19 protein-coding genes are annotated in these 23,501 nt (G+C 52.1%); 3 read left to right on the top strand and 16 right to left on the bottom strand.

From position 1 onward, the window contains the following. The first annotated feature begins 123 nt into the window (after positions 1–123). Positions 124–1,560: a VanW family protein gene (locus BMX45_RS12460; RefSeq protein ID WP_090909939.1), complete on the top strand. Its 1,437-nt coding sequence runs from the start codon at positions 124–126 to the stop codon at positions 1,558–1,560. 73 nt (positions 1,561–1,633) lie between these two features. Here BMX45_RS12460 and BMX45_RS12455 read toward each other — a convergent pair whose 3' ends face one another. Both BMX45_RS12455 and BMX45_RS12450 read right to left on the bottom strand, forming a co-directional pair. After that, positions 1,634–2,374: a hypothetical protein gene (locus tag BMX45_RS12455; protein ID WP_090909938.1), complete on the bottom strand. Its 741-nt coding sequence runs from the start codon at positions 2,372–2,374 to the stop codon at positions 1,634–1,636. Between the two features lie 59 nt (positions 2,375–2,433). Beyond that, positions 2,434–3,162 (bottom strand): polymer-forming cytoskeletal protein, encoded by a 729-nt coding sequence (locus BMX45_RS12450; RefSeq protein WP_090909937.1) that lies wholly within the window; start codon positions 3,160–3,162, stop codon positions 2,434–2,436. Positions 3,163–3,579: 417 nt separating this feature from the next. Here BMX45_RS12450 and BMX45_RS12445 point away from each other — a divergent pair, with 417 nt between their 5' ends. Beyond that, the gene (locus BMX45_RS12445; protein ID WP_090909936.1) at positions 3,580–4,353 is read left to right on the top strand and encodes an alpha/beta hydrolase; all 774 of its coding nucleotides are present in this window, start codon (positions 3,580–3,582) and stop codon (positions 4,351–4,353) included. A 203-nt stretch (positions 4,354–4,556) separates the two neighbouring features. On the opposite strand, the gene argH is transcribed toward BMX45_RS12445, so the two are convergent. The 8 genes from argH to BMX45_RS12405 form a co-directional block, all read right to left on the bottom strand. Next, entirely contained in the window at positions 4,557–5,972 is a 1,416-nt protein-coding gene (gene argH, locus BMX45_RS12440) for an argininosuccinate lyase (RefSeq protein WP_090909935.1), read from the bottom strand. A 272-nt stretch (positions 5,973–6,244) separates the two neighbouring features. Beyond that, complete coding sequence (locus BMX45_RS12435) at positions 6,245–7,477, bottom strand: argininosuccinate synthase (protein WP_015737700.1); 1,233 nt, start codon at positions 7,475–7,477, stop codon at positions 6,245–6,247. Between the two features lie 105 nt (positions 7,478–7,582). Further along, entirely contained in the window at positions 7,583–8,539 is a 957-nt protein-coding gene (gene argF, locus BMX45_RS12430; RefSeq protein ID WP_090909934.1) for an ornithine carbamoyltransferase, read from the bottom strand. 58 nt (positions 8,540–8,597) lie between these two features. Then, the gene (locus BMX45_RS12425; RefSeq protein ID WP_090909933.1) at positions 8,598–9,815 is read right to left on the bottom strand and encodes an acetylornithine transaminase; all 1,218 of its coding nucleotides are present in this window, start codon (positions 9,813–9,815) and stop codon (positions 8,598–8,600) included. A 256-nt stretch (positions 9,816–10,071) separates the two neighbouring features. Further along, on the bottom strand, positions 10,072–10,908 hold the full coding sequence (argB, locus tag BMX45_RS12420; protein WP_036660318.1) for an acetylglutamate kinase: 837 nt from the start codon (positions 10,906–10,908) through the stop codon (positions 10,072–10,074). A 32-nt stretch (positions 10,909–10,940) separates the two neighbouring features. Beyond that, the gene (gene argJ / locus BMX45_RS12415; protein ID WP_090909932.1) at positions 10,941–12,167 is read right to left on the bottom strand and encodes a bifunctional glutamate N-acetyltransferase/amino-acid acetyltransferase ArgJ; all 1,227 of its coding nucleotides are present in this window, start codon (positions 12,165–12,167) and stop codon (positions 10,941–10,943) included. A gap of 18 nt (positions 12,168–12,185) precedes the next feature. After that, positions 12,186–13,241: an N-acetyl-gamma-glutamyl-phosphate reductase gene (argC, locus tag BMX45_RS12410; protein ID WP_015737704.1), complete on the bottom strand. Its 1,056-nt coding sequence runs from the start codon at positions 13,239–13,241 to the stop codon at positions 12,186–12,188. A 386-nt stretch (positions 13,242–13,627) separates the two neighbouring features. Then, on the bottom strand, positions 13,628–14,197 hold the full coding sequence (locus BMX45_RS12405) for a GNAT family N-acetyltransferase (protein ID WP_090909931.1): 570 nt from the start codon (positions 14,195–14,197) through the stop codon (positions 13,628–13,630). A 152-nt stretch (positions 14,198–14,349) separates the two neighbouring features. Between BMX45_RS12405 and BMX45_RS12400 the strand changes: the two genes are divergently transcribed. Beyond that, complete coding sequence (locus tag BMX45_RS12400; protein WP_090909930.1) at positions 14,350–14,892, top strand: hypothetical protein; 543 nt, start codon at positions 14,350–14,352, stop codon at positions 14,890–14,892. A gap of 101 nt (positions 14,893–14,993) precedes the next feature. Here BMX45_RS12400 and BMX45_RS12395 read toward each other — a convergent pair whose 3' ends face one another. From BMX45_RS12395 to BMX45_RS12370, 6 genes are all read right to left on the bottom strand, one after another. Then, positions 14,994–15,899 carry a YitT family protein gene (locus BMX45_RS12395; protein WP_090909929.1) on the bottom strand — a complete coding sequence of 302 codons (906 nt, stop codon included), beginning with the start codon at positions 15,897–15,899 and terminating at the stop codon, positions 14,994–14,996. A gap of 26 nt (positions 15,900–15,925) precedes the next feature. After that, positions 15,926–17,039, bottom strand: a protein-coding gene (gene prfB / locus BMX45_RS12390; RefSeq protein WP_139212449.1) for a peptide chain release factor 2 whose coding sequence is annotated in 2 segments (ribosomal slippage) — positions 15,926–16,966 and positions 16,968–17,039 — 1,113 coding nt in all. Because the reading frame shifts where the segments join, the coding sequence is not laid out codon by codon here. A gap of 276 nt (positions 17,040–17,315) precedes the next feature. Beyond that, positions 17,316–19,829 carry a preprotein translocase subunit SecA gene (gene secA, locus BMX45_RS12385; protein ID WP_090909927.1) on the bottom strand — a complete coding sequence of 838 codons (2,514 nt, stop codon included), beginning with the start codon at positions 19,827–19,829 and terminating at the stop codon, positions 17,316–17,318. 721 nt (positions 19,830–20,550) lie between these two features. Further along, positions 20,551–21,117, bottom strand: a complete 567-nt coding sequence (gene raiA, locus BMX45_RS12380; protein WP_009594286.1) for a ribosome hibernation-promoting factor, HPF/YfiA family — start codon at positions 21,115–21,117, stop codon at positions 20,551–20,553. A 198-nt stretch (positions 21,118–21,315) separates the two neighbouring features. Beyond that, entirely contained in the window at positions 21,316–21,513 is a 198-nt protein-coding gene (locus tag BMX45_RS12375; protein ID WP_009594275.1) for a cold shock domain-containing protein, read from the bottom strand. A gap of 240 nt (positions 21,514–21,753) precedes the next feature. Beyond that, on the bottom strand, positions 21,754–23,481 hold the full coding sequence (locus BMX45_RS12370) for a bifunctional glycosyltransferase family 2 protein/class I SAM-dependent methyltransferase (protein WP_217648114.1): 1,728 nt from the start codon (positions 23,479–23,481) through the stop codon (positions 21,754–21,756). Positions 23,482–23,501: the final 20 nt, after the last annotated feature.

Below are 23,501 nucleotides of genomic sequence, written 5' to 3'. Positions count from 1 at the left end.
CGACATCGTCTATTGTAACAAATTTGTTACCTTTTGAGTACCCGAAAGTTTAAGCCCACCGTGACATATACATGAACAAGTGCATGTACTGCGGCCAATACGAAGTTAAGAAGGTGGTTTCAAATGAAAAAAATTCATCTCGGTCTCATCTTTGTCATCAGTATCGGTCTTCTCCTCTCCGTCGGTTTCGGTCTATTGACGATGTACGCAAACCAAAAGGAGCTGCCGAAGGGAGTCGTTCTCTCCGGCTGGCAGGTAGGAGGGCTACCCGCCGACGAGGTATTGTCCGAGCTGGAACAGCGGCTCCACGCCATGACAAGCATCAAGGTGACGCTGGAGTCGGAGGCCCTCAAAGGGCACACGGAAAACTTCAGTCTCCAAGAAGCCGGCGTTCGGTTCAGCGCAGCCGAATTCAAGGAAGCCATCGCCAAGCTGTCCGAAGGATCGCTATGGGAACAGGTTCTTTACCGGCGGCAGTTTCAGCTGGAATGGCATATATCCACCGACTGGAATCGCGACGTATTGAAAGGGCGGTTAAACGAAGACTGGCAAAAAGAACGCTTTGGAGAGCCTGTCAACGCAGTGCGGAGCATTTCCGAAGATGATGTGGTCCGGTATACCCCGGAGAAAACCGCGTACCGCATCGATTGGCCTGCTTTCTATGAAGGGTTCAGCGCAGCGTTTCCGAACGAGTCCCACTTCACGGAACCGTATCCTGAAGAAGCCATTGCGGTGCAGCTGCCTCTTATCCGTCAAAAGCCTCCCGTTACCGTAAAGTCGCTGCAGGACGAGGGCATTGAGCGAAAAATCATTGAATTCTCCACCGGTCTCGGATCCAGCGGGCCCGGGCGCGTACATAACGTGACCGCTGCCGCCAAAGCCGTGGACGGCATGATTCTGAAGCCCGGCGATGAGTTCAATTATGCTCATATCATTGATGTTGCGAAGAAGGAGTATGGATTTGAGGAAGCTCCCGTTATCGTAAACGGCAAGCTGGTGCCCGGTATCGGGGGCGGGATCTGCCAGGTATCCAGCACGGTATATCATGCCGCCCTGCTGATCGGGCTGGAGATCACCGAAAGGCGGAATCATTCCCTTCCGGTCAGCTACTTGCCCAAGGGACAGGACGCCACCTTTGCCGAAGGGGCGATCAACTTTCGCTTCCGAAACAATACAGGCAAGCATCTGCTGATCCTGTCCGAGGTATCGCACGGCAATTTAACGCTGAAGATGTTCGGCACCTTCCCGGAGAATACGGAATACGAGCTGGTATCAACCACGATCGAAACCCTGCCGTCCCCGGAAAAGGTCATCCACAACAACTCGCTGCCGCCGGGATTGAAGCAGGTGGTTCAGAACGGGAAACCAGGTTATGTGGTTGAAACCTACCGAACCAAGAAAGTGAACGGGAAGGTCGTGGAGAACGTGAAAATATCCAAGGATACCTACCGTCCCCAGAACAGCATCGTTGCCATCAATCCGACCAACGAGGTCCCGCTGCCGGATGCGAACGAAACGCCCAAAGAGGAAGTCGTTGAGGACGGTATCAGCGCCCCGTAAATCGAAGCTGACACGAAACAGCCCGCATTCGCGAATCGAACCGCGAATACGGGCTGTTTTCCTTGCCGTTATTTTAATGTCGTGCATCGATTTTATAATAGCTTCCGATTTCCGCCTGGGCATCTGCGCTGAACGTCTCGGTATATTCCACCCGGCCGATAGAGCAGCCCTTTCCGATACGGACTCTACTGCCCCTGACAATGGCCGCGCTCGTATTCTCCAGACGGATATCCTCGCCTTCAACCAGCTCGGCGTTCAGATATCCGATCCGTGAGGAACGGAACCATTTGGCCAGCACCGTAGGCGCTACGGAGACCGTTCGACTCCGGAGTTCGTTGACGCGCGAGGCTTGCGTAACGAGCCTCAGCGTCAATTCCCGAGCTATCACGGACCCGCTCACGCGTAGTATGCCGCGGACCGTCATCTCTTCGGCTTCCAGATTGCCGCCAACATCCAAGGTACCGTTCACGACGCCTTTGACCGCAAACAGATCGGCTCCCGTGCTCAAGCCGCCATTGATTCCGATGCGGCTGATCCTAACGCTTCCGCCGGCATCCAAGCTTCCATTCACCCGGACGTGCTCCATCTGGACATGATGGGACACCTTCACATGGCCGTTCACTCTAGCCTGCCTTCCGAGCAGGCTTCCGTTTATGACCGCGCTCCCGTTGCAGCGTAGCAGATGGCAATCCGTGTCGCCATGAATGACGCCTTCACCGTTTATCCGAAGCTTGCCGATAATACCGCCGCCAACGACACCGTCACCCGTTATGGAAACACCGGGTCTTTCTACAACTGTTCCGTTATGCGCCATATCGCTGCCTCCTTGCCATCTATTCGGCCTATGCCCGGATGTTTGACCCGATGTCGCCCTTAAAACCGCCGGGATGCTCTGACCTGGGCTTCCGGGTGCTGCGTCAATTCATCCCGGTATTCCACTTGCCGAATCTCGCAACCTGGGCCGAGAATCACCCGGTTGCCGCGAACGATATCGGCTTCGACATACTCTAGATCCAGGACATCGCCCTCAATAATGCGTGCCTCCAGCCGCGTTCCCCGTAATGGAAGGGACAGCATCTCCCAGAGACGCTTTCCTTTTTTGCGGATCGTGATCCGGTCTCCGACGATTTCCTGCGCAAGGCAGCGGCCCAACAGCCGAATATCCGCTGTTCCTACATGCAGGCGGCCATCGATCTTGAAGCCCCCATGAAACGTGGCCGTTTCACTCCGCACGTCACCCTGGCTTCTCAGGTTTCCGGTTACATCAAGCCTCTTCGATTCGGAATCACCGTGAATGCTGCAATGCCCCCCGATAAAAATGGACCGGCTGCGCACGCCTCTCTTCACGCTCAGGCTGCCGGCTACATGCAGCTCCTCCGCGTCCACCGTCCCCTTAACGGTTCCCGAACCGTTCACGCGAATCTTGTCGGCAGCTACGTCGCCGTTCAAACTCATCGTTCCGTTGCCTGTTAATTCCCGGCAGTCCAGATCTCCATTCACCTGACCGGCACCATCGATTCGCACCTTGCCGTATTGGCCGCCGCTTGAGCTGCCGGTTCCCGTAATCTTCAGATCGGACAGTTTATCGTCATGTGGTATCATGAGCATACTCCTCCAGATTCACAAATAGGATCATCATGCTATATCTTAACTGGACACTCGCTGAACTTCTAAATCTATGCTATTGAATCCTTCACCAGATGGAGCCATAATCTCCCTCTAAGATAACACAACGCAGCGCATCATAGAACAGCCCGATGGCTGAACCCCGCCTCGGTCTGAAGACCGAGGCGTTTTATGCACTGATTCATTCCATCCGATTCAATTCGGTCGCTGACCGCCTTTATGCTCCTGGAGAATGGCGAAGCTTCCGAACGCAGCAGACTTTAAATCCGTTTTCGCCCGCCGCAGACGATGACTTAGATTTACTTGGAGCAAGGGAGATCGATTGTGATATGATCCTAATAGGCTCGTCATTTTGATCTCTCAATTTCAAAAATGAAAGGGGATACATAATCCATGGCACTTATGCAATGTCACTTTTACTCGGAGGTGCTCGGTCTCAGTACGTCCATGACCGTCATTCTCCCTCAGCAAACCTCTTCACAAATCGGCATGACGAATCATGCCAAAAGCGGTCTGCACCCGACGCTCTTTCTCCTGCACGGCCTGTCCGACGACGATTCCATCTGGCTGCGCAGAACCTCCATCGAACGCTACGTGGCCGAGATGGGCATTGCCGTCGTTATGCCGCAAGTGCATCGCAGCTTCTATACCGACATGGAATACGGCGGCAAATACTGGACCTTTATCAGCCAGGAGCTGCCGACCATCGCCCGTTCCTTCTTCCCGTTATCCCACGCGAGGGAAGATAACTTCGTCGCCGGGTTGTCCATGGGCGGCTACGGGGCGTTCAAGCTTGCCCTTCGCTGTCCCGAATCCTTCGCCGCTGCTGCAAGCCTGTCGGGCGCGCTCGACATGGCGGGTCATATTAATAGAAACGAGGCTTTGTTTGAGCATCGTTTAGTCTACGGAGATCGGGACATTACCGGCACCGACAATGACCTGTTGTGGCTGCTTCAGGAAGTGGACCGCTCCGAGGGACCGAAACCGCTGCTGTATCAATGCTGCGGAACGGAAGACTTCCTCTACCAAGACAATCAAGCGTTCCGCAAAGCCTGCGAAGCAACCTCCCTGGATCTCACGTATCAGGAAGGGCCGGGCGGCCACGATTGGGGATATTGGGATACCCATATCCAGGATGTTCTGAAATGGCTTCCGTTGAAAGCCTGATGAACCCATAATATGCACGCCATGAACGTGTTTGCGGTTCATTCGCGGTTCCATGGGGTGTACTTGGTGTACTTCTCTTCGCGAGAGAATTTTAGGCCATCCCGCATTCAACGGATCTCATCGTTACACAACAAAAGGTGGATCAGCAAATGTAACATTTGCCGGTCCACCTTTATTTTTGCTATGTCAGGTTTTCTGTATCCTTACTCTACATTCCCCTGGCGGAGACTCAGCCATTCTTCCGTGACCTGCAGGGTTTGGACGCTGCGGTCGATCGCCGCTTTCACCTGCTCGGTTGCCGTGCCGCCGTAAACGTTACGCGCATTGACCACCGTCTCGGGTTGAAGCACGCCATAGATGGAGTCGTCGAACAGCTCAGAGAACTGTTTGAATTCGTCCAGCGTCAGGTCCAGCAGATATTTGTTGTTCTGGATGCAGTACAATACGGTCTTGCCGATCACTTCGTGCGCCTGGCGGAAAGGAAGCCCTTTGCCGACCAGGAAGTCCGCAATGTCGGTTGCATTCGAGAAGTCGGTGTTCACTGCTTCGCGCATGCGGCCTTTGTTGACCTTCATCGTGGCGATCATCGGCGCGAACAGCTGCAATGCGCCTTCCAGCGTAGCCACCGTGTCGAACATGCCCTCTTTGTCTTCCTGCATGTCCTTGTTATAAGCAAGCGGCAGCGACTTCAGCACGGTGAGCAGACCCATCAGGTTGCCGTATACCCGTCCGGTTTTGCCGCGGACAAGCTCCGGCACGTCCGGGTTCTTCTTCTGCGGCATAATGCTGCTGCCCGTGCAGAACGCATCATCCAGCTCGACGAAGTTGAACTCGGTGCTGCTCCAGAGCACCAGCTCCTCGCTCAGGCGGGACAAGTGCATCATGATGATGGAAGCATCCGAGAGGAATTCCAGAATGAAATCGCGATCGCTGACCGCATCCAGGCTGTTCTCGTAAACGCCGTCGAAACCGAGCTGCTCGGCCACGAAATGGCGGTCGATCGGGAACGTTGTGCCCGCAAGCGCGCCTGCCCCGAGCGGCAGCACGTTAATCCGCTTATAGCTGTCGATCAGGCGGTCGATATCCCGCTGGAACATGGACACGTAAGCCATCAGATGATGCGCGAACAGAATCGGCTGCGCACGCTGCAGATGCGTATACCCCGGAATAATCGTATCCAGGTTATCCTTCGCTTGCCCGATCAATGCGGTTTGCAGCTCGTGCAGCATGCCGGTCAACGCCACGACGCGGTTGCGCAAATACAAGTGCATGTCCGTTGCCACCTGGTCGTTGCGGCTGCGGCCCGTGTGGAGTTTGCCGCCGACAGGTCCGATTTCCTCGATCAGATTCTTCTCGATGTTCATATGGATATCCTCATCCGATACGGAGAACTCGATGCTGCCCTCACGGATGCGTTCCAGCACTTTGCCCAATCCTGCCTTGATCGTCTCCACGTCTTCTGCCGGCACGATGCCGCATTTGCCCAGCATGGACACATGCGCAAGGCTTCCCTGGATGTCCTCCTCGGCCAGTTGCTTGTCAAAACCGATGGATGCCGTATATTCCTCTACCAATGCGTTGGTCTGCTTCGTAAAGCGTCCGCCCCATAACTTGCTCACAACACTTGCCCCTCTCTGATTTAAGGCAGAGGGCCGCTTCCCGCTTAAGAGGTTCCGTTCATCCCGTTGCACGAGAATCGACGGAGCTCTCCAGCATGAAAACGGCCTTCAGCCTGTTCATTACTAATACGTTCATACCCTTACGCTTCTATTCGATCTATTACCGTACCAGTTATAAGACATAAGACTTCATATCGTGTATCCTTCGGCCGCGTTCGGTTACTGCGCTCTATCCGATGCACTTGTTCCGTTACACGGGCCCTCAGACTGTTTTATTGGTTCTGATTCACGCCGGTTGCCACTTTCAAACGCAATGCATTCAAGCGGATAAAGCCGGTAGCGTCGCCTTGATCGTAAGCTTGAGTGGGATCGGCTTCCATCGTGGCGATGTCCGGGTTGTACAGGCTCACCGGACTCTTCACGCCTGCGCCGATGACGTTGCCCTTGTACAGCTTCACGCGCACCGTACCCGTAACGTTCTTCTGGCTCTCGGTCACCAGCGCCTGCAATGCCAGACGCTCTGGCGCAAACCAGAAGCCGTTATAAACCAAGGTGCTGTAGCGGGTAATCAGGCTGTCGCGCAGGTTCATCACTTCGCGGTCCATTGTGATGGACTCCATTTTGCGATGAGCGGTGAACAGGATCGTACCGCCTGGTGTCTCATAGACGCCGCGGCTCTTCATGCCGACGAAACGGTTCTCCACCATATCCACGCGACCGATGCCGTGCTTGCCGCCCAGCTCGTTCAGCTTCTCCATCACTTGCAGCGGACTCATCGATTCGCCGTTCAGCGCAACGACATTCCCTTGCTCGAACGTAAGCTCGAGGTATTCCGCCTCATCCGGCGCATCCTCAGGCGATACGCTGAGCAGGTACATATCCTTGCTGTCCTCCGCGCTTGCATCGAACCAAGGGTCCTCCAGCACGCCGCTCTCGTAACTGATATGGAGCAAGTTGCGGTCCATAGAGTAAGATTTCGCAGCGGATGCCGTTACCGGAATGCCGTGCGCTTCCGCGTAAGCGATCATCTCCGCGCGTCCCGGGAAGGAGTTACGGAACTCCTCGATGCGCCAAGGCGCGATCACTTCAATGTCCGGTGCCAAGCCGGCAACGCCCAGCTCAAAACGAACCTGGTCGTTCCCTTTGCCCGTAGCGCCGTGCGCAATCGCCGTCGCGCCTTCGGCACGTGCGATATCCACCATGCGTTTCGCGATCAACGGGCGCGCGATGCTGGTGCCGAGCAGGTACTGCCCTTCGTACATGGCACCCGCTTGGAACATCGGGAAGATGAAATCATTCGCAAATTCGTCGCGCAGATCGTCGATGTATACTTTGGAGGCGCCGGTCGCCAGCGCTTTTTCCTCAAGTCCGTCCAGCTCTTCCTTCTGGCCGATATCGGCCGTGAAGGCAATGATCTCCGCATCGTAGGTTTCTTTCAGCCACTTCAGAATGACGGACGTATCCAAACCGCCGGAATACGCCAGTACGATTTTTTGTTTTGCCATGGTTTAACTCCCTCTCTTTGTTACTAACAACCCTGTCCTTCATTATACTAAAGAAAACGTCCATTGACGCATTTTCATAGAGAATGTTCCTTGCCAACAACGGCTTTATGCCATCAAAGCAACCATCAAAGCCTTCTGGGCATGGAGACGGTTCTCGGCCTGATCGAAAATGACGGAATTGGCACCGTCGATCACGCCTTCGCTGACCTCTTCGCCGCGGTGGGCCGGGAGGCAATGCAGGAACAAGTAATCCGGCTTCGCCGCTTTCACCAGCTCCTCATTTACCTGGTAGTCCGCAAAGGCGGCTTCCCGCTGTGCCTGCTCCTCTTCAAAGCCCATGCTTGCCCATACATCCGTGTAGATCACGTCCGCATCCTTCGCGGCTTCGAGCGGGTCTTGGGTAATCGTGATTTTGCCGCCCGTTTGCGCCGCGATTTCCTCGCTCAGCTTCACGATGCTGGCATCTGCCTCATAGCCCTTCGGACTGGCCACGGCCACATGCATGCCCATCTTGGCACCGCCGATCAGGAGCGAATGCGCCATGTTGTTGCCATCGCCGATAAAGGCCATTTTGAGGCCTTTCAGCTTGCCCTTGTGCTCCAGCACCGTCTGCAAATCAGCCAGCACCTGACATGGATGCGCCATGTCGCTCAGGCCGTTGATGACCGGAATCGAAGCATATTTTGCAAGGTTGACCACGTTGTCGTGCCCGAAGGTACGGATCATCAGGCCGTCCAGATAACGGGACATCACCTGAGCCGTATCGCTGATCGGCTCGCCGCGTCCGAGCTGAATATCGTTTTTGCTCAAAAAGAGTGCATGTCCGCCCAGCTGGAACATCCCAGCCTCGAACGACACCCGCGTCCGCGTGGACGACTTCTCAAAAATCAAGCCGATCGTCTTGCCTTTCAGCGGCTGATAGACTTCGCCTTTCTTCTGCTTGCGCTTGATCTCGATTGCCGAATCGAGCAAGAACTGAATCTCTTCCGTCGAGTATTCGTCCAGCTCGATCATATCCCGCCCTTTCAGGCTTAATTCCTTCAATTGTCCGCTAGCGGCCATATTCTTCAGTCCTCCTTAACCATGCTGTTATTGTCCATAATGCTGCTGTACGATTCTTCTATGCTTGGCTAACCGCCGTATGCTCATGTATAAGTTCCGTAACGATCGACACCGCCTGGTCGATCTCTTGTTTCGTGACGTACAGATTCGGAAGCAGCCGGATCACGTTCGGTCCTGCGGTTACGAAGAGCAGCCCGCGGCTCTGTCCTTTCAGCACCAGCTCGCCAACCGGTTCGACGCATTCGATGCCGATCAGCAGGCCTTTCCCCCGGATCGCGTTCACAAAAGGATGACTGCCCAGGCTCTCATTCAGCTTCGTCATCAAATATTCTCCGGCTTCGGCCGCGCGCTGCGGCACGTTGTCCTCCAGCATCGTCTCGATGGTGGCCTGGATGACGGCGCTGGCAATCGGCGTGCCGCCAAACGTCGTAGCATGGCTTCCCGCCGTGAAGGCTTCGCGCAAGTAAGCTTTGCCCAGCATCGCGCCGACCGGGAACCCGGAGCCGAGCCCTTTGGCCACGGTGAAAATATCCGGCTCGAGGCCGTAATGCTCGTGCGCAAACAGCTTGCCGGTCCGGCCCATGCCCGTTTGCACCTCGTCCACGATCAGCAGCAGTCCGTGCTTCTTGCACAGCCCGGTGACGGCTTGAAGGAATTCCGGTTCCACCGGATGCACGCCGCCCTCAGCCTGCACCATCTCGATCATGATGGCTGCGGTATTGTCGTTAATGGCTGCTTCCAGCGCCGGAAGGTCATGCAGAGGAACGCTCTTGAAGCCTGCCGGAAGCGGAAGGAAGCCTTCCTTCACCTTATCCTGGCCGGTGGCCGTCAGCGTAGCCAGCGTCCGACCATGGAAGGACTGGGTAAACGTAATGACCTCGTAGCGTCCCGTTCCCTTCACCTTCTGATGGTAGCGGCGTGCCAGCTTAATGGCAGCTTCGTTCGCTTCGGCCCCGCTGTTGCAGAAAAAGACCGCATCCGCGCAGGTGTTGGCTGTCAGCAGCTCGGCTGCTTTTTCCTGGCCCGGAATGTGGAACAGGTTGGAGACATGCCACAATTCATCCAGCTGGGCTTTCAGCTTCTCTTTCACTTTTACCGGGGCATGGCCGAGATTCGTTACCGCCAGACCGGCCATAAAATCAAGATACTTGTTGCCTTGATCGTCCCATAGCCAGCTGCCCTCCCCTTTGACCAGGGCGATTGGGTATCTGGCGTACGTTTGGAACAACGAGCTTTCATTAGCTGCTTTAACACCGCCTGCTGCTTCTTTTCCCATAGCCTTCACACTCTCCTTTGCATTTGGCATAGCTTCGTGGTTCACATTTGAACCGTCCTACGATATGAACATCCATTAAGCTTAACCAGCACTGCGAATTGGGATCATTCCTCCGATCCCTGTTGCCCACAGATTTTCATGGAATCATGTAATCAAGGATAAATTCCGTGGACAAAGGGGCCCGCTTCGCTTCTCCGGAATGATGCCGCCTTCTCCGTTGAAGTTTCATAAGTTCTGGTATATCAAACCTGCCTGATTACATCCGCACGATACGCGTGCCCAGCACTTCGCCTCCAAGCACCCGGCTCAGCACGTTCGGCTCGCTTCCGTCCACGATGACGACCTCGCTCACTTTGCCGTGAATGCAGCTGATGGCTGCTCTTACCTTCGGTATCATGCCGCCATAGATTTCGCCCGTTCCGATCATATCCTCGATCTCCTGCACCGTCACGGTCGGGAGCACCCGCTTCTCGCCGCCCGATCCCTTCATGATCCCCGGCACGTCGGTGACAACGATCATCCGGTTAACGCCCAGATGAGACGCCACGGCACCAGCTGCCGTATCGGCATTGATGTTATAACGCTGACCGGATGGATCCACGCCGATCGGCGCAACCACCGGCATGTATCCCATCTCCAGCACGCCGCTCAAGATCGATGACTTCACCAACGTAACGTCGCCGACCCAGCCCACCTCCGCATGGTTCGTCACCGGTTTGGCCTCGATCAACCCGCCGTCCGAACCGGACAAGCCGATGGCAGAGCCGCCCACGCTTTGAATGCGTCGTACGATCTGCTTATTGATGGTGCCCGCGAGCACCATCTCCACGACGTCCAGCACATCCTCCGTCGTCTTGCGCAGCCCGTTCACGAACTCGGTCTCGATGCCGAGTTTCTCCAGGTTGCCGGAAATTGCGGGACCGCCGCCGTGCACGATAACAGGGTTAACCCCCTTATCCTGCAGATTCTTCAAATCCTCGAAGAAGCTGTCCGGAAGGGCCGCGAGCGTGCTGCCGCCGCATTTCATCACAAACGTATCCGCGCTTGAGGTTTGAACCGGCTGCGAATTCTCCTGATCGATCGTGCTCTTCATATCCATCTCCTCCGTCCTGATTTTTTAGTTATCTAAGTACGATAAGCCGCATTAATGCGGACATAGTCATAGGTTAAATCACAGCCCCAAGCCGTAGCCGACCCGCTGCCGATATGCAGCTTCACGTCGATATCCACGGCGTCGCCTTGAAGGTAAGCCAGCGCCGCATCTTCATCAAAAGCAACGGGCCTTGACTGCTCCAGCACCGAAATCGGGCCAATGGCAATATCCACCGTCTCCGGATTGACCGGACGGCCTGCGCGGCCCACAGCCGCAATGATCCGTCCCCAGTTGGCATCCGCACCGAACACCGCCGATTTGACCAGGCTGGAGCCGATGATCGTCTTGGCGATCGCTTGCGCGTCATCATCGCTTTCGGCGCCGTCCACGCGAACCTCGATCAAGCGGGATGCTCCCTCTCCGTCACGTGCAATCGCTTTTGCCAGCTGCTGGCACACATAGTGGAAGCCGGCTGCGAATGCATTCCAATCCGGATGCTCCGGCGTTAATACGTCATGCCCCGCCAGGCCGCTGGCCATCGCAACCAGCATATCGTTAGTGCTTGTATCGCCGTCCACCGTAATCATATTAAAGGTCAGGTTGGTCGTTTGGCGCAGCAGCAGCTGCAGCGCTTCCTGGCCAATGACCGCATCCGTCGTCATGAATCCGAGCATGGTCGCCATGTTCGGATGAATCATCCCCGATCCCTTCGCCGTGCCGGCGATGGTCACCTTCGTGCCGTTAACCTGTACGGTAACGCAGGCTTCCTTTTTTACCAGATCGGTTGTCAAAATCGCTTGGCTGAAGCTTTCAGCCCCTTCGCTTTCGCCGCTGAGCCGTGCAGGCAAGCCTGCAATACCGGAGGATACTCGGTCCATCTTCAGCAGCTCCCCGATGACACCCGTCGAAGCAACAGCCACATCGTTCACGTCCAGGCCGAATTGCGCAGCCGTGCTGGCGCGCATCGTGTAAGCATCCTCTTCGCCCTGCTTGCCCGTGCAGGCATTGGCATTCCCGCTGTTCACGACAATCGCGCGAAGTTTGCCGTCCTCTAAGCTTTCACGCGTTACCTTCAGCGGTGCCGCTTGGAACAGGTTCGTCGTATAGACGGCAGCCGCCACGGCAGGCACATCGCATACAATGACGCCCAGGTCGTTACGGTCGGTCTTTTTAAGTCCACAATGGAGCCCGGCAGCCTTGAAGCCTTGCGGCGTTACGATGCTGCCCCCATCGATAATCGCAAACGTATTCTCTCCCATGTCTGTATCCCCAGCCGCTTACGGATAAATCGGCGTAAACGTAAGTCCGAGGCTCTCCTCCCATCCCATCATCAAATTCAGGTTCTGGATCGCCTGCCCGGCTGCACCCTTCACCACATTATCAATGACCGATATAATGGTCACCCTGTTCGTACGCGCATCCACCGCAAAGCCGATATCGCAGAAGTTCGACCCGCTGACTTCTTTGGTTGCAGGCCATACGCCCAGGTCGCGGATTCTCACAAATTTGCGATCCTTGAAATACTGGCGGTACAGTTCAATGAAATCCTCTTCCGTGTAAGGACCGTTCAGCGTGGCATACATGGTGCTCATGATCCCCCGCGTCATCGGTACCAGATGCGTCGTAAAGGTGACCGTGATCGGTTCGCCCGCTACCTGCGTCAATACCTGCTCGACCTCGGGAATATGCTGATGCTTATTCACCTTGTAGGCTTTGAAGTTCTCGTTGATTTCGGCATAATGCGTCATCAGGCTCGTTCCCCGTCCTGCACCGGACACGCCGGATTTGGCGTCGATAATAAGGGATGAAGCATCGATCCAGCCCGCGCTGATGGCCGGAATCAGGCCCAGCAGCGTCGCGGTCGGATAACAGCCCGGATTGGAGATGAAATCCACATCGCGGACCTCTTCGCCAAACACTTCGCACAGGCCGTATACGGCCTTTTCCAACAGCTCCGCGCTTGGAGCCGTATGTTTATACCACTGTTCATATACGGCTCCATCTTTCAAGCGAAAATCGCCCGAGAGATCAATGACCTTCAAGCCTGCATCCAGCAGCTCCGGTACCAGCTTGGCACTGACGCCCGAAGGCGTAGCCGCAAATACCAAATCGGCAACCTCGGCGATTTCCGCCGGGTTAACGCCATCCAGGTTGCGTGTGATGATATTGGTCAAATGCGGAAATCCGTCCGATATCGGTACGCCTGCCGTCGATGAAGAGATTACCGATGTAATCTCAACGCGCGGGTGCGCTTGCAGCAAGCGGATCAGTTCCACGCCACCGTAGCCGGTAGATCCAACAATAGCAACTCTTACTGTATTTGTGTCCGTCATATTCTCATCCCTCTCCCCAAGGAACAGCTGAAGGACCTTATGCAAGGTCCCATTCATCCATCCTTCATCTCTACGCCATGCTCTTCCGTTTCCTTCTTCCGATCGATCCATGCCGCCTAAATTCCCTCTTCATCCTATGTTGGGTATCAAAAACCACGCGTGTCCGCTGATGATTCTTGGTATCGTTTTGCTGCAAGAAGCAGTCAGGCTGGTCATGAACTTCTACGGAAGCGTTCCGTTTCCTGCGTCAAAAGCGATATGTGCTTCCAAGGTATTCATTGACTTTATCCGTCTCATAAATATGTATTATTATACGACCATATTCATATAAATACAATGGATTATTCAAATTTGATCCAAACTGCTAACGGGCTCTAGGGCAATGTCTATCGAGAAGGATCGAATTCTTCTTTCAAAATGGAATAGAGCTTGAGGTCCCAATGCTGCCCCTTCACCTTGATCCCCTTCCTCACCGTCCCCTCATAGGACATGCCGATCTTCTCCATTACGCGCTGAGAGCCGATATTCTCCACCAAACATCGAGCCTGTACGCGTACAAGCTCCATACGGCCGAAACCAAGCTTGAGCAGCGCAGAGGCCGCCTCGGTCATGATGCCTTGCCCCCAACAATCCCGCGCCAGCACATAACCGATCTCCGCGGTCTGCTGCTCGGGCTTCCACCATACAAAATCAACCGTCCCGACCAGTCTCCCGCTCTCCTTCAGCTCGATCCCCCACGGGGCAATATCATGCTTGGCATACTGAGCCAGTATGAATTGAATAAACCGCTTGCTGTCATCGATCGAGCGATGGGTCTCCCAAGTGACGTATTTCGCCACCTCATCGTCTGAGGCATAGGCATACATCTGATCGGCATCCTGCATCGATACTCTGCGAAGTCGCAGACGGTCGGTTTCCAGCACCGGCAAACTGCCGTAGATCTGTTCGATTTCCATTCGTAAGTCCCCCTTACTTGTTCTATAAACTAAGACTTCACGCTCCCTATTACTTTTAACCTAATAAATATGTCTATCGACCTAAACTGCACTTTGATATAATCCTCTTTAGGAAATATGTTCCTACAACTTAGATTCCCGGAGGTAAAACCATGATATTCAAAAGAACGATGGGCCTATTATGTCTTCTCTTACTGATCTGCCTAACGTGGCAAGCTCCTCATCCCAGTTTCGCTGCCGCTTCAACCACCCAAGCCAAAACCAAACCTGCGCCCATGTTAATCCTCAACAAAAACACGGCGGCTTATTTGAAGAAAGGAGTCATCCCGGGCTTTGGCGGCGTCCAATTCGGCATGACCCAAAATCAGATCGCCTCGAAATTGGGAAAACCTGTGAGTTCATTCTACCACTACGGCGGCGAGTTTTGGAAATTCAAAAATATTTCGTATGCCGGATTTAATTTCGAAAACCCTTATACAGACTCTAACGGCATGTGGTGCTTGTTAATAGGTAAAGAAGGCTTGCCGAACCAAACCTTTGCGGACGTCAAAAAGCATTTAGGCGGCGCCTACGAAATGTATTATAACGACATGGAAGAGGCATACGAGATGGTCTATACTTTCGGCAAGACCCGCATCTCCTTCATGGCGGACACTTCCAAGGCAAAGATTACGCTGGTTCAGATCAGTCGGTAACGATCCCATTACAAAAAAAGAAGTAACCCATGTTCAGACTACGCCGTCTGACGAATGGGTTACTTCTTTTTTTATAGAGAGTATGCTGACGAGCCGCGAGGCTACGCCTTAATATTGCGGAATCCTTCGCCCAATACCTCACGGGCATTGCTAATGATGACGAAGGCATTCGGATCCACCGATTGGACCACCGTTTTGAGACGGGGAATTTCGCTCTGTCCGACGACAACCATCAGGACCGTCCGGTGTTCGCCCGTATAGCCTCCCTCTGCGGTAAGCTTGGTTAAACCGCGGTCAAGGTCCTCAAGAATGGCCTTGGTAATCGGCTCCGTATGATCGGATATAATGTAGGCCACCTTGGTAAAGCTAAAGCCCAGCTCAATGGCATCAATCACTTTGCCTGTTACGTACAGTCCAATCAGCGCGTATAACGCCTGCTCCAGCGACAATACGAGGGCTGCCGATGAAATTACGATCGCATCCAGCAGTACAACGCAGACGGAAAAGCTGAGGCCGCTGTATTTTTGCAGGAGCTGCGCCACGATGGTCAACCCGCCGGTTGACCCCCTGCCGCGATAGACCAGCCCCATGCCGATACCGACGCCGATACCGCCATAAATGGAGGCCAGAAGCGGGTTAGAGGTTGGAATCGGCCAGTCCTTGGTCAAAAAGACGAACAGCGGCAAAATCACGCTTCCCAGCAGGGAGCGGATGCCGTAGTCGCGTCCAAGCAGCCAAAAGCCAAGCACGAACAACGGAATGTTCAGCGCCCACTGCGTAAAGGCCGGTTCAATGCCGAGCCACGCTTGCGCAAGAACGGACAAACCCGAGACGCCGCCCGAGGCGATGTGATTGGGCAGGAAAAACAGATTAAACGACAGCGCCATAATAAAGGAGCCGACGATAATAAAGATTGCGTCCACCGTCTGCCGAAGCGGACCGTTGATCGGAATCAAGGGTTCTCTTTTTCTTTTGTTGATCGATGGATTGCCAGCGGATTGCGCCATAGTTCTATAAATCTCTCCTCAACGTCCTACTCGACTTCTTGCTTGATCTGGCTGCGCAAGTACCCGTCGATAAATCCATCCAGATCCCCGTCCATAACGGCTCCAATATTACCGGTCTCCACCTGTGTACGATGGTCTTTAACCATGCTGTACGGATGGAAAACATACGAACGAATCTGGCTGCCCCATGCGATGTCGGACTGCTCGCCGCGGATTTCCGCCAATTCCTTCTGCTGCTCCTCGATTTTGCGTTCGTAGAGCTTGGAACGAAGCATCGTCATCGCCCGCTCGCGGTTCTTGATCTGGGACCGTTCATTCTGACAGGTTACGACCACACCCGTTGGCAGGTGAGTGATCCGTACGGCCGAGTCCGTCGTATTGATATGCTGACCACCGGCACCGCTCGCACGGTAAGTATCAATCTTCAGGTCCTCCGTGCGGATGTCCAGTTCAACCTCATCGTTAATCTCAGGAACGACGTCACAGGACACGAAGGACGTATGCCGTCTGCCCGAAGAATCGAACGGCGAGATCCGAACCAGTCGATGAACCCCTTTTTCAGCCTTCAAATATCCGTAGGCATTAAAGCCTTTGATCAACAGGGTTACGCTTTTGATTCCCGCTTCATCGCCAGGGAGATAATCCAGCGTCTCCACCTTGAAGCCGCGCTTCTCGGCCCATCGCGTGTACATGCGGTGCAGCATTTGGCCCCAGTCTTGAGACTCGGTCCCCCCCGCGCCGGGATGCAGCTCAAGAATCGCATTCATTTTATCGTAAGGCTGGTTCAGCAGCAGCTGAAGCTCAAATTCCTCCACGCGCCCAACCAGGTCCTTGATCGTCTCTCCGATCTCTCCCGCAAGGGAGTCATCGCCCTCTTCATCCGCCAGCTCGATCATCACGACGGCATCATCGTAATCTGCCTGCAGCTTCTGATATTGATCCACGGATGACTTCACGGCATTCATCTCGGCGATGAGCGCCTGAGCTTTCTCATTATCGTCCCAGAAATCCGGAGCCGCCATCTTCTCCTCAAAATTCTCAATCATTTCCTGTTTGAGATCTAAGTCAAAGAGACCCCCTAAGATTGGTTAGTTTCTTGCTGATTTCACGCAGGTCCTGCTTCACACTTGGATCGATCATGAGTCCTCGTCCTTTCTTATCTACACGTAATAATTTCAGTATACCCTCTCCTCCATGGAAAACGTTCCATTTCAAGAGAAATTTACTTTGCTGTACCAGTAATTTCGCTGTTTATTCAGATAAACTCCCTTAAGCGCGGCAGGGGTATTCGGATCACCGTGGAAAAGACCACCATCACCCGGTTCATCTGCCGCTCTTAAGGGAGCTAGAAAAATCCTCGCCCATCACCTGGACGGGCTATTCTATATACGATTCATCGCCTTTGGGACGGATCGCTTACGCGTTCTGTCCATGGCAATGCTTGTACTTCTTGCCGCTGCCGCAAGGGCATGGATCGTTCCGGCCGATCTGCTCAGCCACCTGGACCGGTCGCTTCTCGGCGGGTTCGCTGCTGCTGTTCGTGGAGACTTTGTTCTCGTCCACGACCGCTTGACGCTCCTGGTTTGTTGCGATTTGAGCCTTCATGATGTAGGTCGCCACTTCTTCCTGGATCGTAGCGATCATCGCATTAAACATTTCGAAGCCTTCGAATTGGTATTCGCGAAGCGGATCGGTACCGCCGTATGCACGAAGGTGGATACCCTGACGCAACTGGTCCATCGCATCGATGTGATCCATCCACTTGCTGTCTACCGCGCGCAGCACGATAACCTTCTCGAACTCGCGTACCATTTCTTCGCCGATGGCTTGCTCGCGCTCTTCGTATTTCTTCATCACGCGATCGAAGAGATACTCGGTAAGCTCTTCGGCTTCTTTGCCCCACAGATCCTCGCGGGTAACGGCACCCTCGTCCAGCAGCTTGCTGTTCACGTAGTCTGCCACTTCCTGCAGTTCCCAGTTCTCCGGAATGTCATCGCTGCAGTGAGCCTGCACGACGCGGTCAATGACCGGCTTGATCATCTCTACAACGATTTGCTTGATGTCTTGGGATTCCAAGATCTCGCGGCGCTGCTTGTAGATAATCTCGCGCTGCTGGTTCATGACGTCATCGTATTGGAGAACGACTTTACGCATATCGAAGTTGTTGCCTTCTACCCGCTTCTGTGCGGATTCAACCGCACGGGTAATCATTTTGCTCTCGATCGGCTGATCTTCTTCAAAGCCAAGGCGCTCCATCATGTTCAGCACGTTGTCCGTACCAAAACGCTTCATCAGCTCATCGCCGAGGGACAGGTAGAACTGGGTAGACCCCGGGTCACCCTGACGACCGGCACGGCCGCGCAGCTGGTTATCGATCCGGCGCGATTCGTGACGCTCCGTACCGATAATGTGAAGTCCGCCAATATCCTGTACGCCTTCACCAAGCAAAATATCCGTACCGCGTCCCGCCATGTTCGTCGCGATCGTTACCGATCCCGGCTGACCGGCGCGAGAAATGATCTCCGCTTCCTCCGCATGGTATTTCGCATTCAGTACTTTATGCTGGACGCCTTTGCGTTTCAGCATTTCAGACAAGCGCTCGGAGTTCTCGATGGAAACCGTACCCACCAGAATCGGCTGGTTCTTCTTATGGCGTTCCACGATCTCGGCTACTACTGCCTTAAACTTGCCATCTTCGCTCTTGTAAACCACATCCGGCATGTCGACACGCTGATTCGGTCGGTTCGTAGGAATTTGAAGCACTTCAAGACCATAGATCTTCTTGAATTCTTCTTCCTCCGTCTTCGCCGTACCGGTCATGCCTGCCAGCTTGCGATACATCCGGAAGTAGTTCTGGAAGGTAATCGTCGCAAGAGTCATGCTCTCGTTCTGAACCTCAATGCCTTCCTTCGCTTCGATCGCCTGGTGGAGACCGTCGCTGTAGCGGCGTCCAGCCATCAGACGGCCCGTAAATTCGTCAACGATGACCACTTCGTCGTCGGTAACAACATAATCCACATCGCGGCGCATGATCACGTTCGCTTTCAGCGCTTGTACAATGTGGTGGTTTAATGTTACATGATTGTGGTCATACAGGTTTTCGATCCCGAAGGAACGCTCCGCCAGCGCCACGCCTTTCTCCGTCAAGGCTACGGATTTGACCTTAATGTCCACCGTATAATCCTCTTCGGCCGTCAGACGCTTCACGAACCGGTCGGCTGCAAAATACAGCTCGGTCGATTTCTGAGCTTGTCCCGAGATGATGAGCGGTGTACGCGCTTCGTCAACCAGAATCGAATCCACTTCATCAATGATACAGAAATAAAGAGGACGCTGAACCATCTGCTCTTTGTAGAGGACCATGTTGTCCCGCAGATAGTCAAAGCCGAACTCATTGTTCGTTCCATACGTAATATCGCAAGCATAGGCCTGCTGTTTATCCGGGTGCTCCATGCCGCTCAGGTTAACCCCGACCGTCATTCCCAGGAAGTTATATATTTGCGCCATCTCTTGGCTGTCACGCTGTGCCAGATAATCATTGACCGTTACAACGTGAACGCCTTTGCCAAGCAGGGCATTTAAGTAAACCGGCAGCGTACCTACAAGGGTCTTACCTTCACCGGTCTTCATCTCTGCAATTTTGCCTTCGTGGAGAGCCATCCCCCCGACCAACTGCACGTCATAGTGACGTTTGCCAAGCGTCCGTCTGGAAGCCTCGCGAACTGTCGCGAACGCTTCGGGAAGCAATTCCTCCAGCGTCTCACCTTTCTCGATCCGCGCACGGAACTCCTCGGTTTTGGCTTGCAGCTGCTCATCGGAGAGCTTCTCAAAATCCGGTTCCATTTTGTTGATTACATCGACCGTTTTCATGAGACGTTTGACATCACGCTCGTTGGTGTCGCCGAAAATCTTTTTGACAAGTCCTAGCATGGTTAACCCCTTTCGTGCAAAACAAGTGATAGAATCAACTTCATTAAATGCCAAAGGGTTAAATGATGAAATCGATTCATTGATTCCTTATGATGGTCCCATTTCATGCAGGCTAAAAAGCCCGTCCCATAAAATGAGGGTTTGCATAAATTGTAACAGTTTGTAAGGGATGCCGCAACAATATGTGCTATTACAAGAGATGTCTGTTACGCGAAGCCTTACTCTATAAAGACGCGGAGAGGCAGAAAAAAGTTGCGTGGAGCATTTCCCCAGCGCGCAACAATGGAATTATCTTCATCTCCTAAATGAAATTCTAAATCTAATGAGGACAGAAACATCGATGTCCATTGTAAGGAATAAGCAGAGGATGAAGCCTGAAGCCGTCGTCTGGAGTTATCGCTGAACAAGCGGCCAAATCGGCCGCGATCCGGCTATATAGGAAGTCCCTCAACGTGGTTGTGTCTGGTGCTGTTTAAGGTGGCCCCGTAGTCCCCTAAGAACTCCTTTATCTTATAAAAATGCACTATTCGGCATACTCCGATGGGCTTACCATCAAATCCCACCCTTTTTAAGATCCTTACGCGTCTCATAGCCGCATATCCAAATAAAGAGCCCCACCCGCTTACACGGATGAAGGCTCATCTTACATTTCGATTTCATTTTAAAATTCGAACCGGGCCAGCTGCCTCCGCATTCCCTTAGGAATACTGCCGCTTAAAATTTAGTCCCGCTCGATCAATCCGTACTTGCCGTCATCACGCTTGTAGACGACATTTACTTCTTGTGTGTCAATGTTGGAAAATACAAAGAAATTATGGCCTACCATGTTCATCTGCAGGATCGCTTCTTCCACGTCCATCGGCTTCATGGTAAAACGTTTCGTACGGACGACTTCGTATTCGTCCTCGTCATACTCCACTTGCTCGGCATCCACCTGACTGGTGGCCGCTGCCCCGTTCTCCGCAATGAGCGTCTTCAGTCCGCCCTCTTGCTTGATCTTGCGGTTCAGCTTGGTTTTGTGCTTGCGAATCTGACGTTCCAACTTGTCCACAACGGCGTCAATAGAAGCGTACATATCATCGCTTCGGTCTTCCGCACGAAGTACCACACCGGTAAGCGGAATGGTCACTTCCACCGTGTGCAATCCTCGAATGACACTCAGGGTGACGTATCCTTCAGAGGTGGGGGGTGCATCAAAATACTTATCTAGCCTGCTGAGTTTCTTGTCAACATAGTCCTTCAAAGCATCGGTCACTTCAATTTGTTGACCTCGGATAGTGAATTGCATTGGGCACTCCTCCTTTGCACCCTCATTATACCATTTTGTTATGGCTATGTAAAAAGACAGAATTGTGAATTTTAGCACAATATTTTTAGAAGGTCGGATACAAAAAAAAGACCCCGGAAGTTCCGGAGTCTTGGGCTAGCGAATCTCCAATTGTTAACCATCGATTACCGTTTATGTAGGTCGGCTATGCCGGGATGATTATAATTTGATTACGTTAGCTGCTTGCGGGCCACGAGCGCCTTCAACGATCTCGAATTCTACGGATTGTCCTTCTTCCAGAGTCTTGAAGCCCTCGGATTGGATCGCGGAGAAATGTACGAATACGTCGCCGCCGTCCTCAGTCTCGATGAAGCCATAACCTTTCTCTGCGTTGAACCATTTCACTTTACCTTGCATGCACTAACATTCCCTTCATTGTCAAATAAAGTGTGACACTAATTGTCCACATTTCCGACTATAGCACCCGACTTATCCAGTGTCAATTACCAAGGAAAAGGTTTTCTTTTGCAGAAAACCGGGAAAAATGTCGACTTGGCTTCACGACTGAGTTGGCGGGCGAAAATAGTTTGCGGACAAAATAGGTTTATGGATATTTAACCAGGGAGGGAAGGGGCTGAAACAGGGAACACGGATTTTTTATTGAACGAAATCCTTTATCACATCCAGGAGCTGATTATACGATTTTTCGTTAACTTCCTTCAGACGATCTATAAATTGGCTCGCATTCGAAGACTCACCAACGAAACATAGAAAATATGAAATATTATACAATATCTCATCATTATTATTGTCTAAATAAAATGCATTTTCAAAGAACGGCAATACTTTTTCATATGAACCTACAGAAAAGTGAGATACCCCAATGGTGTTTAATAATTCCGCTTGATTCTCATTTACCGATAGTAATACGGACTGAATAACTTCATCTGCAGTATAAGCACTAACCCTATTAACTATGGCTTGCGTCTCCTCAGTATGATCCATTATATACTCAAATGTTTCCTCTAGATCATGTTTTTTTGCGCTTACTAAGTATTGATAAACATTAAACTGCTCCATAACTGCTGGGCTCACTATCCCAGACAATCTATCAGTTGTGCCTTTGTTTTTATTAGGCAGAGTCTTAGCAGCTATATCAAGTTTATAATACCCCGACTGTAATATCATCTTCTTCAACTCTTGAAGCGTAAAGAATCTTAAATGTGTTCGATCAAGGATACCTGCATCTGTATAAGTAAAGGAGCCTTCTAGTAGACCATTGATTACAGTGTAATGCATAAGATTCGGAATGCTAACCAATATCTTGCCATCTGTTTTCAGATATCTTTTCAGATTCTTCAATACTTTCCATGGATCATAAAGGTGTTCAAGTACATCCGCAAGAATGATATAGTCGAAGAAGTTATCATCATATTTCATCACTCCTCTTTCAACATCATAATTCCGAACATCAGCTATAATAGACGCAACCGACGAAGCAGCCTCGTCTAGCTCGATACCATATAGATTGCTATTTGGGTATCGATGCTTGATATTCATAAGTGTTCCCCCACAAGCACATCCAACTTCCAAAACATTTAATGGAGCTTCAGTATAGCTATCCATCATATTTATGATGTCAAATCGAATACGTTGTGAGTAGATCGGATTAAATCCCCATTTCTCTTCAAATTTCTTGGCATTTTCTTTCATTAATTTGCTATATGAAGAATCTTCTCGAAAAGATACGCTTCCATAATGGTGGATGAAGGTATCTTTACACAATACTAGTTCATACCCTGCTATACGGATTCTAAGTGAATAGTCGTCATCTTCATAGTTGCCAGGGGTAAAACGTTCATCCAATAAACCAATCTCATCTACGACGGATCTTTTGATAAGGTAACAAAAACCGATTAGTTTAAGTCGTTGTTCCCACTTACTTTGGTCTGAAACGTTATGACTCGCTGCAAATGCATGCATCTCATGTAGATTGTTATAAGTTACAGGAATGGTTTGTGCATACGAACAGTTGTTAGTAATACAACTAACCGCTCCGAATCGCTCATCACTGTTTATGCAATACAACAAATTATTCAACCAATTCTTTGTAACTACTGTATCGTTGTTCAATAGAAGTATATAATCGCCTGTTGCTACTTCCATGCCTTGGTTGCATCCCTTAGGAAAACCTAAATTACTATCATTAAGAATAGTAATGATGTCCGATTGTTGCGATAACCAATGTCTTGTTTCATCTGTGGAATTATTATCTACAATAATAATTTCATAAGTATCTGGAGTCGTATATTGACGAATACTTTCTATACATTGAATTGTATAGTTAAGTTGGTTATATGTTAGTATTATTATGCTCGTTTTCAATCGGTAATCCTCCATCTCAT

The organism is Paenibacillus sp. cl141a, assembly GCF_900109305.1.
GTDB lineage: Bacteria > Bacillota > Bacilli > Paenibacillales > Paenibacillaceae > Paenibacillus_AQ > Paenibacillus_AQ lautus_A.
Note: the sequence above shows the minus strand (reverse complement) of the source record. Positions and strands in the feature narration are given on the sequence as shown.

What these genes read in the sequence shown, in the direction of transcription:
- argC (WP_015737704.1), bottom strand. Translation starts at nt 13,241, where the DNA reads ATGACGGACACAAATACAGTAAGAGTTGCTATTGTTGGATCTACCGGC.
- argF (WP_090909934.1), bottom strand. Translation starts at nt 8,539, where the DNA reads ATGGCCGCTAGCGGACAATTGAAGGAATTAAGCCTGAAAGGGCGGGAT.
- argJ (WP_090909932.1), bottom strand. Translation starts at nt 12,167, where the DNA reads ATGGGAGAGAATACGTTTGCGATTATCGATGGGGGCAGCATCGTAACG.
- raiA (WP_009594286.1), bottom strand. Translation starts at nt 21,117, where the DNA reads ATGCAATTCACTATCCGAGGTCAACAAATTGAAGTGACCGATGCTTTG.
- BMX45_RS12455 (WP_090909938.1), bottom strand. Translation starts at nt 2,374, where the DNA reads ATGGCGCATAACGGAACAGTTGTAGAAAGACCCGGTGTTTCCATAACG.
- BMX45_RS12450 (WP_090909937.1), bottom strand. Translation starts at nt 3,162, where the DNA reads ATGATACCACATGACGATAAACTGTCCGATCTGAAGATTACGGGAACC.
- secA (WP_090909927.1), bottom strand. Translation starts at nt 19,829, where the DNA reads ATGCTAGGACTTGTCAAAAAGATTTTCGGCGACACCAACGAGCGTGAT.
- BMX45_RS12425 (WP_090909933.1), bottom strand. Translation starts at nt 9,815, where the DNA reads ATGGGAAAAGAAGCAGCAGGCGGTGTTAAAGCAGCTAATGAAAGCTCG.
- BMX45_RS12375 (WP_009594275.1), bottom strand. Translation starts at nt 21,513, where the DNA reads ATGCAAGGTAAAGTGAAATGGTTCAACGCAGAGAAAGGTTATGGCTTC.
- BMX45_RS12395 (WP_090909929.1), bottom strand. Translation starts at nt 15,899, where the DNA reads ATGGCGCAATCCGCTGGCAATCCATCGATCAACAAAAGAAAAAGAGAA.
- BMX45_RS12445 (WP_090909936.1), top strand. Translation starts at nt 3,580, where the DNA reads ATGGCACTTATGCAATGTCACTTTTACTCGGAGGTGCTCGGTCTCAGT.
- BMX45_RS12400 (WP_090909930.1), top strand. Translation starts at nt 14,350, where the DNA reads ATGATATTCAAAAGAACGATGGGCCTATTATGTCTTCTCTTACTGATC.
- BMX45_RS12460 (WP_090909939.1), top strand. Translation starts at nt 124, where the DNA reads ATGAAAAAAATTCATCTCGGTCTCATCTTTGTCATCAGTATCGGTCTT.
- BMX45_RS12405 (WP_090909931.1), bottom strand. Translation starts at nt 14,197, where the DNA reads ATGGAAATCGAACAGATCTACGGCAGTTTGCCGGTGCTGGAAACCGAC.
- BMX45_RS12435 (WP_015737700.1), bottom strand. Translation starts at nt 7,477, where the DNA reads ATGGCAAAACAAAAAATCGTACTGGCGTATTCCGGCGGTTTGGATACG.
- argB (WP_036660318.1), bottom strand. Translation starts at nt 10,908, where the DNA reads ATGAAGAGCACGATCGATCAGGAGAATTCGCAGCCGGTTCAAACCTCA.